Here is a 15,639-nt window from a genome sequence, read left to right as displayed (position 1 = left end):
ATGCGTGTGAGTCTGCCGAAGACCCTGCTGCTGTCCGTGGCGGCCCTGGCTGCGACCGGCGCCGCCCGGGCCGAGACCACGCTGAACTACTGGCTGTGGGACGCGCTGCAGGCGCCGCACTACCAGCAATGCGCCGACGCCTTCCACGCCAAGCATCCCGACATCACCGTCAAGGTGACGCAGTACGCCTGGACCGACTACTGGACCACGCTGTCGACCGGCTTCGTCTCGGGCGAGGCGCCGGACGTCTTTGCCGACCATCTGCGCTCCTACCCCGAATTCGTCGCCAACGAGCAGATCATGGACCTGACGCCGCTGGTCGAGCGCGACAAGGTCGACACCGACATCTACAGCCCGGGGCTGGTCGACCTCTGGACCCGCGACGGCAAGCTTTACGGCATGCCCAAGGACTGGGATACGGTCGCCCTCGTCTACAACAAGGCGATGCTGGACAAGGCCGGGGTGACGGTCGAGGAGCTGCGCCAGGCCACCTGGAACCCGAAGGACGGCGGCAGCTTCGAGAAGATCCTGGCCCGGCTGTCGCTCGACGCCGACGGCAAGCGCGGCGACGAGCCCGGCTTCGACCCGAAGCGCGTGGTGCAGTACGGGCTGATCGCCCCCAAGATCGGGCCCGACGCCTATGGCCAGACGCAATGGAGCTGGCTGGCGGTGTCCGCCGGCTTCAAGTTCACCGACGGGCCCTGGAGCACCAGGTATTACTACGACGACCCGGTGCTGGCCGAGACCCTGACCTGGCTGCGCGACCTGTGGCTGAAGAAGGGCTACGCCCTGCCGCAGAAGGATGTCGGCGGCCTCGGCGGCACCGCGCTGCTCGGCGCCGGCAAGGGCGCGATCGTCCCCGACGGGTCGTGGAACGCGACTTGGTATGCCCAGAACGTGTCCTTCCCCTACGGCTTCGTGCCGCTGCCGAAGGGGCCGCAGGGCCGCAAGAGCATGTTCAACGGCCTGGGGGATTCGATCTGGACCGGCACCCAGCATCCGGACGAGGCCTGGGAATGGGTCAAGTTCCTGGGATCGATGGAGTGTCAGGGCATCATCGGCAAGGCGGGCGTCGTCTTCCCGGCGATCCCGGAGGCGGCGAAGATGGCGCAGGACGCCTTCGCCGCCCGTGGCCAGGACGTCACCGCCTTCACCAGCGAGGCGACGCCGGACCAGACCTTCCTCTACCCGATCACCGACTATTCGCCGCAGGTCGTGTCGACCATGAACGTGGCCTTCGACCGGATCTTCCTCGAGGACGTGCCGGTCGCGCCGCTGCTCAAGGAGGCGAACGACCAGGTCAACGCATTGTTCGAATAGCGCCCTCAACCATCCGCCAACCGGAACCCGACCATGAGCTCTCCCAAGATCACCTTCATCGGCGCCGGCAGCACGGTCTTCGCCAAGAACCTGATCGGCGACATCCTGTCCTATCCGGAGCTGGCGGATGCCCGCATCACCCTGTTCGACATCGACCCGGAACGGCTCGCAACCTCAGAGATCGTGGCCCGGCGCATCGCCGAGACGCTGAAGGCGCCGGCCACGATCGAGGCGACGCTGGACCGCAGCCGCGCGCTCGACGGCGCCGACTACGCCATCACCATGATCCAGGTCGGCGGCTACAAGCCCTGCACCGTGACCGACTTCGAGGTGCCGAAGACCTACGGGCTGCGCCAGACCATCGCCGACACGCTCGGCATCGGCGGCATCATGCGGGCGCTGCGCACCGTGCCGGTATTGCTGGACTATGCCCGGGACATGGAGCGGCTGTGTCCCGACGTGACCCATCTGCAATACGCCAACCCGATGGCGATGAACTGCTGGGCGCTGAACCGGGCGACGAAGATCAGGACCGTCGGCCTGTGCCACAGCGTGCAGGGCACCGCGGCGGAGATCGCCGAGGACATCGGCGTGCCGGTCGAGGAGATCAGCTATCTCTGCGGTGGCATCAACCACATGGCCTTCTACCTGAAGTTCGAGCGCGACGGGCAGGACCTGACGCCGCTGATCCGCAAGGTGGTGGAGGAAGGGCGGGTGCCGGAGTGGAACCGTGTCCGCTATGACATGTTCCTGCGGCTCGGCTACTTCGTCACCGAATCCAGCGAGCATTTCAGCGAATACGTGCCCTGGTACATCAAGCGCGGGCGCGAGGAGATCGTCGACCGCTTCAACATCCCGCTCGACGAGTACATCACCCGCTGCGAGCGCCAGATCGACAAGTGGGGCGCGCTGCGGGAACAGCTGCAGGACCCGACCGTGCCGCTGGAGATCAAGCGCAGCGTCGAATACGGCTCGACCATCATCCACGCGAAGGAGACGGGCCAGCCGGCGGTGATCTACGGCAACGTGCAGAACCACGGGCTGATCGACAACCTGCCGGCGGACTGCACGGTCGAGGTGCCGTGCCTGGTCGACCGCAACGGCGTGCAGCCGATCGGCATCGGCCGGCTGCCGCCGCATCTGGCGGCGCTGATGCAGACCAACATCAACGTCCAGTCGCTGACGGTCGAGGCGCTGCTGACCGGCAACCGCGACCACATCTACCACGCCGCCATGCTGGACCCGCACACGGCGGCTGAGCTGGACCTCGACCAGATCTGGAAGCTGGTCGACGACCTGCTGGCCGCGCATGGCGACTGGATCCCGGAGGCCCTGCGGCCGCCGGCCAAGCCGCAGCCGCTGCCGCGGGTGGCGTAGACATAGAGCGTAATGCATTGCCTCTCCCGCTTGCGGGAGAGGTCGGAGACGCGAAGCGGCTCCGGGTGAGGGGAGTTCGTCGAAGCCCGAGCCAGCCCTCACCCGGTCTCGCTGCGCGAGCCCGACCTCTCCCGCCATGCGGGAGAGGTTACGAAAATAGCTGACGCCTCCTCTAACCCCCGGCCGTGCGCGCCGCGCTCTCCATCAGCCAGGCGCGCACCGTCTCAACGCTCTCCCGCCCCGCCGAGCCGCGGGCGATGGCGAGCCAGTAGGCGGTCCACGACACCCCCAGCCCGGGGAACGGGGCGACCAGCCGGCCGCTGCGCAGCGCGTCCTCGGCCAGCACGTCGCTCTCCAGCACCATGCCGAGGCCCTTCACCGCCGCCTCGATCGCGACATGCGACGGGTCGAGCTGGACGGTGCGGGTGAAGCCGTCGTCCAGCTCGACGCCCTGGCGCCGGAACCAGCCCTCCCAGGACAGGCGGTTGTCGCGGGTGACGATCAGCGGCAGCGCCGGCAGGTCGCGCGGCGACTGCAGATCGCCGCGGGCGGCCAGGGCCGGGGCGCAGAGCGGCTGGACCGTCTCCGTCAGCAGCGGCACGGCCGCCGCGGGCGCGTGGTCGTTATACCAGATCGCCAGATCCACGCCCTCGGCTTCCGACCGGTTGCCGCTCTCGGTCGCGAGCCGCAGGTCGGCATGGACGCGGATGTCGATCTCCGGGTGTTCGGCCAGGAAGGCGGGCAGGCGGGGCAGAAGCCAGCATCCGGCCAGGGACGGCGGGGTGCGCAGCAGCACCACCTCCGCCCGGCGGGCGCGGCGGCCGCGCCGCGCGGCGGTCTCGACCGCCTCGGCCAGGGCGTCGAAGCTGTCGCGGATCCGGCCGAACAGTTCCGCCCCGTCGGGCGACAGCACGACGCCGCGGCCGACCCGGTCGAACAGCCGCACGCCGAGACGCGCCTCCAGGCTCCGGACCTGATGGCTCACCGCCGACGAGGTCAGCGCCAGCTCCTCCGCCGCCGCCCGGAAGCTTTCCAGACGGGCGGCGGCCTCGAAGGCCGCGAGTGCGCGCAGCGGCAGGTTGGACCGCTTCATCGCCCGATGAATGGTGAATTCCTCTCACGAGTCCAGCGAATTCTCTGCGTTTGCGGCCGAGGAGGGCGGGGCGGAGGATGGCGTATGCCTCACCAGGAGGGCCAGTTGCCATGGACGCCATTTCCTCCGATCTCGACCCCGCCTTCTGGACCCGTGCCCGCCGCCACCTGCTGCGCTATGGCGGCGACTTCGTGCCCTTCGTCCCGGTGCGGGCCGAGGGCGCGTTCCTGACCGACGCCGCCGGCCGCCGGGTGCTCGACTTCACCTCCGGCCAGATGAGCGCCATCCTCGGCCATTCCCAGCCCGAGATCGTGGCCACGGTGCGCGACGCGGTCGGGCGGCTCGACCACCTGTTCTCGTCGATGCTGTCGGCGCCCGTGGTCGACCTGGCCGAAGCCCTGGCCGGGCTGGTGCCCGGCCTGCCGAAGGTGATGCTGCTGTCGACCGGCGGCGAGTCGAACGAGGCGGCGATCCGGCTGGCCAAGCTGGTCACCGGAAAATGGGAGATCGTAGGTTTCACCCAGTCCTGGCACGGCATGACCGGCGGCGCGGCGGCGGCCACCTACAAGGCGGGTCGGCGCGGCATCGGCCCGCTGATGCCCGGGCAGTTCGGCATCCCGGCGCCGAACGCCTACCGCCCGCGCTTCGCCGGCGTGCACTGGCGGCAGGAGCTGGACGATTCTTTCGCCCTGCTGGACCGGCAGTGCACGGGCAACCTGGCCGCCTTCATCGCCGAGCCGATCCTCAGCAGTGGCGGCGTGCTGGACTTGCCGCCGGGCTATCTGGCGGCTCTGCAGGCGCATTGCCGGGCGCGCGGCATGCTGCTGATCCTGGACGAAGCGCAGACCGGCATCGGCCGCACCGGGCTGATGTTCGCCTTCGAGCGCGACGGCGTGGTGCCGGACATCCTGACCCTGTCGAAGACGCTGGGCGCCGGGCTGCCGCTGGCCGCGGTGATGACCAGCGAGGCGATCGCCGCCGAGGCCGAGGCGCGCGACTTCCTGTTCTACACCACCCACGTCAACGACCCGCTCCCCGCTGCGGTCGGCCTCAAGGTGCTGGAGATCGTGGTCCGCGACGGGCTGGCGGCGCGGGCCGCCGCGGCCGGGGCACGGCTGACGGAAGGGCTGCGCGGGCTGCAGCGGCGTCACCCCTGCATCGGCGATGTCCGCGGCCGCGGCCTGCTGCTGGGGCTGGAATTCGCCGATGCCGGCGGCCGCGACGCGGCCTGGATCTCCGATGCCGTGACCGACACGGCGCTGGAGCTCGGCCTGTCCGCCAACATCGTCCGCGCCGGCTCCTCCGGCGGCACCATGCGCATCGCCCCGCCGCTGACGGTGAGCGACCCTGAAATCGACCTCGGCGTCGAGCTGCTGGATGCGGCGATCGCGCGGGTTATGGCCGGCAGCTAGCGGCCGGCGGGGCGTGTGACCAGGCGGATGCCGAGCGCGATCGGCACCACGCCGAGCAGGTCGAGCGGCGGCACATGCTCGCCCAGCACCGCCCAGCCGAGCAGCAGGCCGATCGGCGGCACCAGGAAGTGCAGCGCGCTGGCCGCCGAGGCGCCGAGCCGGTCGAGCATGTCGAACCACAGCAGATAGCTGCACAGCGAGACGGCGAGGGCGAGCCAGAGGAAGCCGGCCAGCAGCTCCGGCGTCCAGCGGATCGCCGAGACCGGCTCCAGCGCCAAGCCTAGTGGCAGCAGCGCGACGCCGGCGGCCAGGGTCTGGATCGCGGTGCCGTACCAGAGGTCGCCCGACGGCACGATCCGCTTGTACAGGATGGTGCTGGCCGACAGCGCGATCAGCGCGCCGAAGGTGAAGGCGATGCCGACCGGACCCTCGATGCCGCCGCTGAGGCGGCTCTGCAGCACAATGGCAACGCCGGCGACGCCGAGCGCCAGCCCGGCCAGCTTGGCTCCGGTCAGCCGTTCGCCCAGCAGCGGCGCGGCCAGAACCGCGGTCAGCACCGGGTTCATGCTGATGATCAGCGCCGCGAAGCCGGAGGTCACGCTCTGCATCCCGAAATAGGACAGGGCCAGATAGACCGCCATGGTGACGATGCCGAGCAGGGCGAAGCGCGCCACCGCGCCGCGGCCGAAGCTCCATCTGCGGCCCGACAGCCGGGCGAGCACCGCCAGCACCAGACCGGCCAGCAGGAAGCGCGTCGACAGCAGCAGGAAGGGTGGGGCGTAGGTCACCGCCACCTTGCCGGCGGTGAAGGCCGAGGCCCACAGCACCACGAACAGGGCGGGGAAACCCCAGCGCACCAGGGCGCTGCGGTCGGAAGCCGGAACCGAGACGGCGTCCATGGCGGATCTCCTTCGGATCGGCCGCACCATAGACGCCGGCGTGACTATTGGGAAATTCAATGGTTAAATGCAGGTCAGTGGAAAAGCCGATAGGAGGTCCCATGCTCGACCTCGACCTGCTGCGCAGCTTCGTCTCCGTGGTCGATGCCGGCGGCTTTACCCGCGCTGGCCAGCGGGTGCACCGCACCCAGTCCACCGTCAGCCAGCAGATCCGCAAGCTCAAGGAGGCGGTCGGCTGTCCGCTGCTGCACCGGCAGGGGCGGGGCGTGGCGCCGACGGAGGAGGGCGAGCGGCTGCTCGGCTATGCCCGCCGCCTGCTGGCGCTGAGCGAGGAGGCCGAGGACGCGCTGCGCCGGCCGGACGGGATGACCGTGGTGCGGGTAGGCTTGGGCGAGGATTTCGCCGCCGAACGGCTGACGGAGGCGCTGTCCGGCCTGGCCCGGCTGCGCCCGGCCCTGCGGCTCGACGTCCGCTGCGATGCGGGGCCGGAGCTGCGCCGCGCCTTCGCCCAGGGCGAGCTGGACATCGCCGTGATCAAGCGCGACGCCGGCATCGGCCTCGCCTTCGCCGCCTGGCCCGAGCGGCTGGTCTGGGTCGCCAGCCGCCGCCACGGCGTGCCGGAGGGCGACCCCGTGCCGCTGGTGGCCTATGCCCAGGGCTGCATCTACCGGGCCCGGGCGATCCATGCACTGGAGAGCGCCGGGCGGCGCTGGCGCATCGCCTTCACCGGCTCGAACCTCTCGGCGGTGCAGGCCGCGATCGCCTGCGGCTTCGGCATCGGCATCCTGGTCGAGCGCTCGGTGCGCGACGACCTGCGCATCCTGCGCCCGGAGGAGGGCTTTCCGCCGGTGCCGCCCAGCGAGCTCGCCGTCATGCTGCAGCCCGGCGCCGCCCCGGCGGTCCGGCTGGTGGCGGAACAGCTGGCCGAGAGCTGCGCCGAGGCTCGGCCGGAGGCGGCGTAGTACTTAGTAAGTGTGTTATTTAATTCTAAATTAACATAACAAGACTATAATGATGTTGACATACTCCAGTTCGGACTGAGAGATTTCTGGCGGGCGCCGGATCGACCTCTCGGGAGAATGGAGCATGCTGTCCCGCCGCACCCTGCTGTCGACCAGCCTCGCCCTCGCGGCGGCCGCGCCGCTCGCCGGCCGGGCCTGGGCGGAGGACGCGCCGAAGGTCCTGCGCATCGGCTATCAGAGGAACGGCATCCTGCTGGTCGCCAAGACCCGCCGGTCGCTGGAGGAGCACTTCGACCCGCAGGGCGTCGGGGTCGAATGGGTCGAGTTCGCCTTCGGCCCGCCGCTGCTGGAGGCGCTGAATGCCGGCAGCGTCGATTTCGGCGCCACCGGCGACACGCCGCCCATCTTCGCCCAGGCGGCCCAGGCCGATCTGGTCTATGCCGCGGCCCAGCCGGCCGCCGGGGACGGGCAGGCTCTGCTGGTGCCGACGGCGTCGCCGGCGCAGAGCCCGGCGGATGTGAAGGGGCTGCGCGTCGGCGTGGCCAAGGGCTCCAGCGCCCACAACTTCCTGGTCGCGGCGCTGCAGCAGGCGGGGCTCGGCTGGCAGGACATCATCCCTGTCTATCTCGCCCCGGCCGACGCCCGCGCCGCCTTCGCCGGCGGCAGCATCGACGCCTGGGCGATCTGGGACCCCTATCTCGCCATCGCCGAGCTGGAGGAGGGGGCACGGGTGCTGACGACCTCGGCCCGGGTCGAGCCGCAGAACTCCTTCTTCCTGGCCGGCCGGGCCTTCGCCGCGGCGCATCCCGCCACCCTGCGCAGCCTGGTCGCGGCGCTGGGCCAGGTCGGCGCCTGGGCCGAGGCGCACCGCGCCGAGGTGGCGAAGCTGTTCGCCGACGATACCGGCATCAGCCTGGCGGCGGAGCGGCGCGCGGTCGACCGCGCCGGCTTCCGGATCGGTCCGCTGACCGGAGAGATCGTGGCGCAGCAGCAGCGGATCGCCGACCGCTTCGCCGCGCTCGGCCTGATCCCGGCGCCGATCGCGATCCGCGACATCGTCTGGACTGGCGCCTGACCGCACCGAAACCGACAGGAACAGCCCCATGTCCGCTTCGCAGAAGCCCCTCGACCTGTTCTGGTTCATCCCGACCAGCGGCGACGGCCCCTATCTCGGCACCCAGGACCGGCACCGCCCGGCGGAGTTCCGCTATCTGCGCGAGATCGCGACCGCGGTCGACCGGCTCGGCTTCAAGGGCGTTCTGCTGCCCACTGGCCGCGGCTGCGAGGATGCCTGGATCACCGCCACGGCGCTGGCGACGGCGACCGAGCGGCTGCGCTTCCTGGTGGCGCTGCGCCCCGGCGTGGCGACCCCCGCCTTCTTTGCCCGCCAGGCGGCGGCGCTGGACCGGATCAGCCAGGGCCGGCTGCTGCTCAACGTCGTGGTCGGCGGCGACCCGGCGGAGCTGGCCGGAGACGGCGTCTTCCTCGACCACGACGCCCGCTATGCCCAGGCGGCGGAGTTCCTGACCATCTGGCGCCGCCTTCTGGCCGGCGAGACGGTGGATTTCGACGGCGACTTCCTCGAGGTGAAGGGCGGCAGGCTGTCCTTCCCGCCGGTGCAGCGGCCGCATCCGCCGCTGTGGTTCGGCGGCTCCTCCGACGCGGCGCTCGACCTCGCCGCCGACCAGGTCGAGACCTACCTGACCTGGGGCGAGCCGCTGGAGCAGGTGGCGGAGAAGATCGAGGCGGCGCGGGCCCGGGCGGCGGCGCGCGGCCGCACTCTGCGCTTCGGCCTGCGCATCCACCTGATCGTCCGCGAGACCGAGGAGGAGGCCTGGCGGGTGGCCGAGCGGCTGATCCGCGACGTCTCCGACGAGGCCATCGCCGAGGCCCAGAAGAAGCTGGCCGAGGGCTCGGATTCGGTCGGCCAGCAGCGGATGACGGCGCTGCACGGCGGCAAGCGCGACAGGCTGCTGGTCGGCCCCAATCTCTGGGCCGGCATCGGCCTGGTCCGCCGCGGCGCCGGCACCGCTCTGGTCGGCGACCCGCAGACCGTGGCGGCGCGGCTGCGCGAATACCAGGCGCTGGGCGTCGAGACGGTCATCGCCTCCGGCTACCCGCATCTGGAGGAGGCCTACAACGTCGCCGAGCTGCTGTTCCCGGCGCTCGGCATCGATGCCGACGGCCAGAGTGCCGGGGCGCACGAGACCCATCCCGGCGAGTTCGGCACCGCCGCGGGGAGGCCGAAGCTGACCGCGGTGTCATGAGGGGCGACGGGCCGTAGGCGGAGGCCGTTCGCCTTTCCCCAAATCGTCATTGCGAGCGTAGCGAAGCAATCCAGAGCGGCTCGCACCGGCCCCTGGATTGCTTCGTCGGCTTCGCCTCCTCGCAATGACGATGAGGGGAGTGGCCTACGCCCCCCGCTTCACCCAGCGGGTCGGCTTCGGATTGCGCTCGTCGAAGCCGGTCTGATGCCAGTAGGGATAGGCCGGCGTGCGGTGGCTGGCGTCGTCCAGCAGCGCCACCTGCTCCGGCGTCAGGTTCCAGCCGACGGCCCCGAGATTTTGTCTCAGCTGCTCCTCGTTGCGGGCGCCGATCACGATGTTGGCGACGGTCGGCCGCTGCAGCAGCCAGTTCAGCGCCACCTGCGGGACGGTCTTGCCGGTCTCCTGCGCCACCCGGTCGAGCGCGTCGACGACATCGTAGAGATACTCGTCGTCGACCACCGGCCCGCCTTCGGCGCCGCCGGCGGCGATGCGGCCCTGGCCGGCCGGCTGGCCGCGCCGGATCTTGCCGGTCAGTCGGCCCCAGCCGAGCGGGCTCCACACCATCAGCCCGACCTTCTGGTCGAGGCCGAGCGGCATCAACTCCCACTCGTAGTCGCGGCCGACCAGCGAATAGTAGCCCTGATAGGCGACATAGCGGGCGAGGCCGTATTTCTCCGAGGTCGCCAGCGCCTTCATCAGCTGCCAGCCGGAGAAGTTGGAGGCGCCGATATAGCCGATCTTGCCGCTGCGGGTCAGGTCGTCGAGCGCGCGCAGCGTCTCCTCGACCGGCGTCAGCGCGTCGAAGCCGTGCATGAAGTAGAGGTCGATATGGTCGGTGCCGAGCCGCTTCAGGCTGGCCTCGCAGGCCCGGATCAGGTGGTAGCGCGACGACCCCTTGTCGTTCGGGCCGTCGCCCATCCCGAAGGTGGCCTTGGTCGAGATCAGCACCCGATCGCGCCGGCCCTTCAGCGCCTGGCCCAGGATCTCCTCCGACGCGCCCTGGCTGTAGACGTCGGCGGTGTCGAAGAAGTTGACGCCGGCCTCCAGGCACAGATCGACCATGCGGCTGGCCTGGGCGACGTCGGTGCTGCCCCAGCGCTGGAAGAACTCGTTGGTGCCGCCGAAGGTGGCGGTGCCGAAGCTGAGCACGGGGACCTTGAGGCCGGACCCGCCGAGCAGACGGTGTTCCATGCATCTCTCCGTTGGTGACGGTCATGGATTGGTGACGGTTGTAACGTGCCGCGACAGGCTAGCAGGTTGCGCCGGCTCTGCCGGGCGGCCTGTCGCCGCGGGGCAGGCCTGCGAAGTTTTGCCTTGAACCGGCTGTCAATGCCAGCGCGGCGGCGGCAGCCAGGGCCGTGGAACGGGGGCGGCGGGAGCGGCTGGGGACGCGGCCGCTTCGGCGCGCCGGATCACGCCGCGGACATCCCAGGCGGCGTAGGAGACCTTGTGTCGGGCCTCGGCGGCGGCCTGCCGGATCTCGTCGTCCGGGGCGGCGGTGAGCTCGGCCTCCAGCGCGTCCAGCAGGCGTTCCAGCGCCCGGTCGGGGCGGTGCGTCATGGCGACCCTATGAGGCCGTGGCGCAGCAGCGCCCGCCTCATCCTCTTGCGCGTGGACTCGTATTCGGTCTCGGACAGGCCCGTGCGCCGCCGGATCTCCTCGGCCGACAGGCCCTGGCTCAGGCCCAGGATCACGGCCAGCGCCGCCGGATCGTCGGCGAACAGCCGGTCGATCGCCGCCAGGGCTTGGCTGGCGGCGGCGATGCGTTCCGGGTCGGGCGCCTGGTCGGCGACCTCCGCCGCCTGCGCCGACAGGGTCATCGTCGCGCCTCGTTGGCGGCGCCAATGGTCGCTGCGCAGGCTGCGCATGATGCCGGCCAGGAAGGCGATCAGCGGCACGTCGCGCGGCCAGGGGCGGGAGCCGTCGAGAGCGCGCAGGACGGCTTCGTGCAGCAGCTCCTGCCAGTCCAGTCCCGGCAGGCCGCGGCAGCGCAGCCGCGCGATCGCCTGCAGCCGCAGCAGGTCCGGCTCGGACAACGCCGCGAGCGCGCGCCGGACGTCCTTCTCGGTCCGGCCCACCTGAATCGCGATCCGCGGCTTGAGGGGAGAGGTGTCCTGCATCCGCAGCACTATGCGCATGCCGCGGCCGGGTGCGGACAGGCATCGCGAAAAATATTCCCGGTCCGCGACCGGGCGGGTCCTGCGCATTTCCCGGCAGACACTCCAGCCGGAGGGATCATGGAACCGGATATCGAAGAGCACATCACCCGCTTCCTCGGCATGCTCGATACGGCCTTCCGCCGCCGCGGCGAGGCCGAGGGGCTGCCGGAGCGGTTCGCCGGGCTGTGCAGGAGGCGCCGCGCCATCGCTTCGTGCATCGGTTCCGCGCCGACCGGGACCGGCCGGTCGAGGATTTCGACGCCGAGCCGCAGCGTCATCTCGCCGTCGTCTACAGCGACCGGGTGCTGACCCATCTCGGGCCCGACGACGCCGCGCTCGACTCGACCAACTCCCAGCCCAGCTACGTGCTGTGGCTGCTGCACCGGCTGGGGCTGGACCCCGGTCACCGGGTGCTCGAGATCGGCTCCGGCTCTGGATGGCTGGCCGCGGTGATGGGCCGGCTGGTCGGGGAGGGGAGTGTGGTCGGGGTCGAGATCCTGGGCGAGCTCGCGCGGCGCAGCCGGGCCGACCTGGCGGCGCTCGGGATCCGCAATGTCGACATCGTCGAAGGCGACGGCGCCGCCGGCCACGCCGCCGGGACGCCTTACGACCGGGCCATGATCACCGCCGCGGTCTGGGACCTGCCGGCGGCCTTGTTCGACCAGGTCGCCGAGGGCGGCCGTCTGCTGCTGCCGATCGCACTGGCGGGCGGCGCTGGCCGCGACTGCCATGTCTCGGTTCTGCGCCGGGAGGGCGACCGGTTCCGGGCGCTGGAGGCGGTCCCCGGCCGCTTCGTCCGCTTCACCGGCAGGAGCGGGGATCGGAGCGCCGGCGGCTCGATGCATTGCCGTTCTGGCCGGAGATCAACGCGAAGCCGGCGCTGCACCGGCCGCTCTCGCTCGGTCTCCGCGATCCGGCCCGTTTCGGCGGCGCGGCCTATGCCTTCCGCCTGTTCCTCGGCCAGACCGAGCCCGGCTTCGCGGTGTTCGACGACGGGGCGGCGGAGACCGAGGAGCTGTCGGTCTCGCCCTTCGGCCTGATCGATGCGGCGGCGAAGTCGGTCGCGATCTGCCGGCCCGGGATGCTGCTCGGCTACGGCTCCGCCGCGGCTGTGCGGCGGGTCGATGCCGCTTATCGCTGCTGGACCGAACTCGGCATGCTCGGCCCAGCCGACTTCGAGCTGGAGGTGGTGCGGGCCGCGGAGGCGCCGCGGCCCGGGCCGGGGCTCTGGGTCGAGACGCGCGGCGCCAGCACGCTGGTCTGGCGGCTGCCCGGCGTGGCCTCGCCGCCTCGGCCGAAGCGGCGAAAACCGGCGCCGACCCTCCGGGACCGGCCGTCCCCGGCCGGTCCCGGGGCCGGGATCACGCCGCCCGGGCCGTGATCGTCGAGACCCGGTCGAGCGCGCCGGCGACGGCCTTCTCCGCGGCCTCCGGGCCGAAGGCGACGCCTTCGACGGCGATCGCCTTGACATCGGTCAGGCCGATGAAGCCGAGCAGGTGCCGCAGAAAGGGCTCCTGGAAGTCGAAAGGCTTGTAGGGGCCCTCGGAATAGACGCCGCCGCGAGCCTGGACCAGGTACACCTTCTTGCCGGTGACCAGGCCTTCGGCGCCCGTCTCGCCGTAGCGGAAGGTGACGCCGGCGCGCAGCAGGTAGTCGAACCAGCTCTTCAGCGTCGAGGCGAGGCCGAAATTGATCATCGCCGAGGCGATGACGATGATGTCGGCAGCGAACAGCTCCTGCACCAGCGTGTCGGACAGGGCCAGCGCCGCCTGCTGCGCCGGGCTTCGGGCTTCGGCGGGCAGCGCCTGGGCGGCCAGGAAATCCTCGCCGATATGCGGCAGCGGCTGCGCGGCCAGGTCGCGGCGGACAACCACGGCGTCCGGGGACTGCGCCTGCAGCCGGTCGACCAGCGCGGTGGCGACCTTGGTCGACAGCGAGGCGGCGCCGCGCGGGCTCGAGGTGACGAACAGGATTCGGCTCATCGGGAACGGGTCCTCATGGTCGGGGCTCGAAGAGAAGGGCCGGCCGAAGCGATCCCGGGTTGATCAGACCAGGGGGTGGTCACATTTTGTGACTGGGGCTAAATTGATGACCGACCGAGAGCCGCGCAAGGAGGCACATTTTTGGAACCGAGCAACAGCGATGTGCGTGACGGGCACGACCAGTGCCGGGTGATCAGCGACGTGCTGGCCCGGGTCGGCGACAAATGGACGGTGATGGTGGTCGGCCTGCTGTCGGACGGGCCGATGCGCTTCAACGAGCTGCGCCGGACCATCGGCGGCGTCTCGCAGCGGATGCTGACGCTGACCCTGCGGGGGTTGGAGCGGGACGGGCTGGTGACCCGCACCGTATTCCCGACGATCCCGCCGCGGGTGGACTACGCGCTGACCGATCGCGGCCGCACCCTGATCGAGCCGCTGAAGGCCCTGTTCGCCTGGGCGACCGAACACCACCCCGCAATCGAGCAGTCGCGGCAGGCGTTCGACGCGGAAAAGCCGGGCGCCGAGGTGCCGCATCCGCCAAGGAAGATTCCTCCTCTGGTCCGGCCGCGGCCGGCGGCGATGTCCGATTTCGGCGCGAACGGACGGGGCGGCCGCTGAGCTCGACGAATCGGCAAAAGAAAACCCCGCCGGCTTACGCTCGGCGGGGTTTTCGCGACCCGGCTCCGGGGGAGGAAGCGGACCGGGTGCCTCCGGTCAGGCCGTTCACGCGGCGCGACGGATGACCGAATCTTCGTTCGCGGCAGCGGCCACGGTCGGGCGCAGCACGGCGACGTTGGCCGGGGCGGCATTGGTGTCGCGCGAGGCACGGACCAGGCGCTCCATGATGGTGCCGCGGTTCATGCCGATATCGGCCAGCAGGCGGTCATCGAGCTGCATCAGGGCAGCATAGGCGCGACGACGTTCCCAGGCGGCGACAAGCTTGTTGATCAGGTTCACTTCAGCATTTCCTTCTTCACGTGCCGCGTCCAGCGAGGTGTTCGCGGCGCGGTGTGCGTTGCATCGCACGGCCCGATATATGCGCTTACCTTTGCCATGCATGTACCCCTGCTTATCGCACCGCAGCAATGCATGGCCTGCATTGCCTGACATTTAGGCGCCGTCTCTGCCCAGCTTCCGCCTTGACGGAGAGAATCCGCCGCAATTCCGCCGCAAAGGCCCTCGCTGCAGTGCAAACCGATTGGGCGAGGGCTGCATCGCGGATGGGCGGCCGGCCTATGATAAGTGTGGTTACCATCCCACCCCGGCCGCGAGCTCCGGCACGGCCAGGCCGTCGACGAGATGCCGGGCCAGCAGCTCGCCGGCCGGCGGCAGGCCGGGGGCGCGATGCAGCCGGATATCCGCCTGCGGCAGCGGCGGCAGGCCGTCGCGCTCGCCCAGGGGGGCAGCTCCGGCGGCAGCAGCCCGGCCTTGACCACGGTGACGGCGAGGCTCTGCGCCGCGATCGCGGTCACCGCCGCCAGGCTGTGGCTGACGAAGGCGAGGCGCCAGGGCAGGCCGGCGGCGTCGAGTGCGGCCATCGCCCAGGCCCGGAACAGGCAGCCCTGCGGATAGAGGGCGAGGGGCAGGGGCGCGCGATCCGCGGCGGCTCCAAGGGCGTCGGCATCCCGGCCGGCCACCCAGACCGCCTGTTCCCGCCGCAGGAGGATGCCGCCGCCGTCGCCCGCCGGATGCATCGCCAGCACCAGGTCGAAGCGCTCGCCCAGCCGCGGCAGCATCGGTCCGGTCAGGCCGGTCACCATCTCGACCTGGATCCGGGGGTGCGCGGCAGCGAAGCCGCCCAGCAGCGGCGGCACCAGCCGGGTGCCGTAATCCTCCATCACGCCGAGCCGCACCGTCCCCTCGACCCGCAGGTCGCGCAGCCGGCCCATCGCCTCGGCCGAGACCGCCAGGATCCTGCGGGCATAGCCCAGCAGCACCTCGCCGGCCGGGGTCAGGCGCAGGCCGCGGCGGCTGCGGTCCAGCACCGGGGCGCCGACGGCATCCTCCAGCCGCCGGATCTGCATGCTCACCGCCGACTGGGTCCGGTTCAGCGCCGCCGCGCCGCGGGTGAAGGAGCCGTGGTCGGCGACGGCGACGAAGGCGCGCAGCAGGTCCGGGTCGAGCATCCGCCTCTCCATCACGGTTTATGATGCAGAGCATCATAGTTA

17 protein-coding genes are annotated in these 15,639 nt (G+C 71.0%); 9 read left to right on the top strand and 8 right to left on the bottom strand.

All coding sequences use genetic code 11. The annotated features are described in order from the left end of the window. On the top strand, positions 1-1,320 hold the full coding sequence (locus G537_RS0102095; protein WP_026868712.1) for an ABC transporter substrate-binding protein: 1,320 nt from the start codon (positions 1-3) through the stop codon (positions 1,318-1,320). Positions 1,321-1,353: 33 nt separating this feature from the next. After that, entirely contained in the window at positions 1,354-2,697 is a 1,344-nt protein-coding gene (gene melA, locus G537_RS0102090) for an alpha-glucosidase/alpha-galactosidase (RefSeq protein ID WP_026868711.1), read from the top strand. A 172-nt stretch (positions 2,698-2,869) separates the two neighbouring features. Here the strand turns inward: melA and G537_RS35960 are convergent, their stop codons facing one another. Next, positions 2,870-3,790: a LysR substrate-binding domain-containing protein gene (locus G537_RS35960; RefSeq protein ID WP_051247678.1), complete on the bottom strand. Its 921-nt coding sequence runs from the start codon at positions 3,788-3,790 to the stop codon at positions 2,870-2,872. 110 nt (positions 3,791-3,900) lie between these two features. Here G537_RS35960 and G537_RS0102080 point away from each other — a divergent pair, with 110 nt between their 5' ends. Then, positions 3,901-5,202, top strand: a complete 1,302-nt coding sequence (locus tag G537_RS0102080) for an aspartate aminotransferase family protein (protein WP_245578876.1) — start codon at positions 3,901-3,903, stop codon at positions 5,200-5,202. Here G537_RS0102080 and G537_RS0102075 read toward each other — a convergent pair. Then, positions 5,199-6,101 carry a DMT family transporter gene (locus G537_RS0102075; protein ID WP_026868709.1) on the bottom strand — a complete coding sequence of 301 codons (903 nt, stop codon included), beginning with the start codon at positions 6,099-6,101 and terminating at the stop codon, positions 5,199-5,201. The two genes, G537_RS0102080 and G537_RS0102075, sit on opposite strands and share 4 nt — an antisense overlap. A gap of 101 nt (positions 6,102-6,202) precedes the next feature. On the opposite strand from G537_RS0102075, the gene G537_RS0102070 reads away from it, so the two are divergent. The 3 genes from G537_RS0102070 (at position 6,203) to ssuD (ending at position 9,330) form a co-directional block, all read left to right on the top strand. Then, positions 6,203-7,063, top strand: a complete 861-nt coding sequence (locus G537_RS0102070) for a LysR substrate-binding domain-containing protein (protein ID WP_026868708.1) — start codon at positions 6,203-6,205, stop codon at positions 7,061-7,063. A 124-nt stretch (positions 7,064-7,187) separates the two neighbouring features. After that, complete coding sequence (locus G537_RS0102065) at positions 7,188-8,138, top strand: aliphatic sulfonate ABC transporter substrate-binding protein (protein WP_026868707.1); 951 nt, start codon at positions 7,188-7,190, stop codon at positions 8,136-8,138. Positions 8,139-8,166: 28 nt separating this feature from the next. After that, complete coding sequence (ssuD, locus tag G537_RS0102060; protein ID WP_026868706.1) at positions 8,167-9,330, top strand: FMNH2-dependent alkanesulfonate monooxygenase; 1,164 nt, start codon at positions 8,167-8,169, stop codon at positions 9,328-9,330. 144 nt (positions 9,331-9,474) lie between these two features. Here ssuD and G537_RS0102055 read toward each other — a convergent pair whose 3' ends face one another. The 3 genes from G537_RS0102055 to G537_RS35955 form a co-directional block, all read right to left on the bottom strand. Next, positions 9,475-10,521, bottom strand: coding sequence for an aldo/keto reductase (locus G537_RS0102055; protein ID WP_026868705.1), 1,047 nt, complete (start codon positions 10,519-10,521; stop codon positions 9,475-9,477). Positions 10,522-10,656: 135 nt separating this feature from the next. Beyond that, complete coding sequence (locus G537_RS43405) at positions 10,657-10,890, bottom strand: hypothetical protein (protein WP_026868704.1); 234 nt, start codon at positions 10,888-10,890, stop codon at positions 10,657-10,659. Further along, positions 10,887-11,468, bottom strand: a complete 582-nt coding sequence (locus tag G537_RS35955) for an RNA polymerase sigma factor (protein WP_211230259.1) — start codon at positions 11,466-11,468, stop codon at positions 10,887-10,889. Before G537_RS35955 ends, G537_RS43405 begins: the two co-directional genes overlap by 4 nt. Positions 11,469-11,674: 206 nt before the next feature. On the opposite strand from G537_RS35955, the gene G537_RS41815 reads away from it, so the two are divergent. After that, positions 11,675-12,529, top strand: coding sequence for a protein-L-isoaspartate O-methyltransferase family protein (locus tag G537_RS41815; RefSeq protein ID WP_051247674.1), 855 nt, complete (start codon positions 11,675-11,677; stop codon positions 12,527-12,529). Next, entirely contained in the window at positions 12,472-12,870 is a 399-nt protein-coding gene (locus tag G537_RS44210; protein WP_026868702.1) for a hypothetical protein, read from the top strand. Before G537_RS41815 ends, G537_RS44210 begins: the two co-directional genes overlap by 58 nt. Here G537_RS44210 and G537_RS0102030 read toward each other — a convergent pair. Next, positions 12,851-13,471: an FMN-dependent NADH-azoreductase gene (locus G537_RS0102030; protein ID WP_026868701.1), complete on the bottom strand. Its 621-nt coding sequence runs from the start codon at positions 13,469-13,471 to the stop codon at positions 12,851-12,853. The genes G537_RS44210 and G537_RS0102030 overlap by 20 nt on opposite strands. 141 nt (positions 13,472-13,612) lie before the next feature. On the opposite strand from G537_RS0102030, the gene G537_RS35945 reads away from it, so the two are divergent. Further along, entirely contained in the window at positions 13,613-14,089 is a 477-nt protein-coding gene (locus G537_RS35945) for a winged helix-turn-helix transcriptional regulator (RefSeq protein ID WP_245578874.1), read from the top strand. A gap of 105 nt (positions 14,090-14,194) precedes the next feature. On the opposite strand, the gene G537_RS44205 is transcribed toward G537_RS35945, so the two are convergent. Both G537_RS44205 and G537_RS35940 read right to left on the bottom strand, forming a co-directional pair. Then, positions 14,195-14,428 carry a DUF1127 domain-containing protein gene (locus G537_RS44205; protein ID WP_026868700.1) on the bottom strand — a complete coding sequence of 78 codons (234 nt, stop codon included), beginning with the start codon at positions 14,426-14,428 and terminating at the stop codon, positions 14,195-14,197. Next, positions 14,425-15,597 (bottom strand): LysR family transcriptional regulator, encoded by a 1,173-nt coding sequence (locus tag G537_RS35940; RefSeq protein ID WP_211230258.1) that lies wholly within the window; start codon positions 15,595-15,597, stop codon positions 14,425-14,427. The genes G537_RS44205 and G537_RS35940 overlap by 4 nt, the downstream gene beginning before the upstream one ends. Positions 15,598-15,639: the final 42 nt, after the last annotated feature.

The organism is Inquilinus limosus DSM 16000, assembly GCF_000423185.1.
GTDB classification, from domain to species: Bacteria; Pseudomonadota; Alphaproteobacteria; order DSM-16000; family Inquilinaceae; genus Inquilinus; species Inquilinus limosus.
The sequence above is the reverse complement of the archived record's forward strand: the minus strand, read 5'-3'. Positions and strand labels throughout refer to the sequence as shown.

What these genes read in the sequence shown, in the direction of transcription:
- G537_RS0102095 (WP_026868712.1), top strand. Translation starts at nt 1, where the DNA reads ATGCGTGTGAGTCTGCCGAAGACCCTGCTGCTGTCCGTGGCGGCCCTG.
- melA (WP_026868711.1), top strand. Translation starts at nt 1,354, where the DNA reads ATGAGCTCTCCCAAGATCACCTTCATCGGCGCCGGCAGCACGGTCTTC.
- G537_RS35960 (WP_051247678.1), bottom strand. Translation starts at nt 3,790, where the DNA reads ATGAAGCGGTCCAACCTGCCGCTGCGCGCACTCGCGGCCTTCGAGGCC.
- G537_RS0102080 (WP_245578876.1), top strand. Translation starts at nt 3,901, where the DNA reads ATGGACGCCATTTCCTCCGATCTCGACCCCGCCTTCTGGACCCGTGCC.
- G537_RS0102075 (WP_026868709.1), bottom strand. Translation starts at nt 6,101, where the DNA reads ATGGACGCCGTCTCGGTTCCGGCTTCCGACCGCAGCGCCCTGGTGCGC.
- G537_RS0102070 (WP_026868708.1), top strand. Translation starts at nt 6,203, where the DNA reads ATGCTCGACCTCGACCTGCTGCGCAGCTTCGTCTCCGTGGTCGATGCC.
- G537_RS0102065 (WP_026868707.1), top strand. Translation starts at nt 7,188, where the DNA reads ATGCTGTCCCGCCGCACCCTGCTGTCGACCAGCCTCGCCCTCGCGGCG.
- ssuD (WP_026868706.1), top strand. Translation starts at nt 8,167, where the DNA reads ATGTCCGCTTCGCAGAAGCCCCTCGACCTGTTCTGGTTCATCCCGACC.
- G537_RS0102055 (WP_026868705.1), bottom strand. Translation starts at nt 10,521, where the DNA reads ATGGAACACCGTCTGCTCGGCGGGTCCGGCCTCAAGGTCCCCGTGCTC.
- G537_RS43405 (WP_026868704.1), bottom strand. Translation starts at nt 10,890, where the DNA reads ATGACGCACCGCCCCGACCGGGCGCTGGAACGCCTGCTGGACGCGCTG.
- G537_RS35955 (WP_211230259.1), bottom strand. Translation starts at nt 11,468, where the DNA reads ATGCGCATAGTGCTGCGGATGCAGGACACCTCTCCCCTCAAGCCGCGG.
- G537_RS0102030 (WP_026868701.1), bottom strand. Translation starts at nt 13,471, where the DNA reads ATGAGCCGAATCCTGTTCGTCACCTCGAGCCCGCGCGGCGCCGCCTCG.
- G537_RS35940 (WP_211230258.1), bottom strand. Translation starts at nt 15,597, where the DNA reads ATGCTCGACCCGGACCTGCTGCGCGCCTTCGTCGCCGTCGCCGACCAC.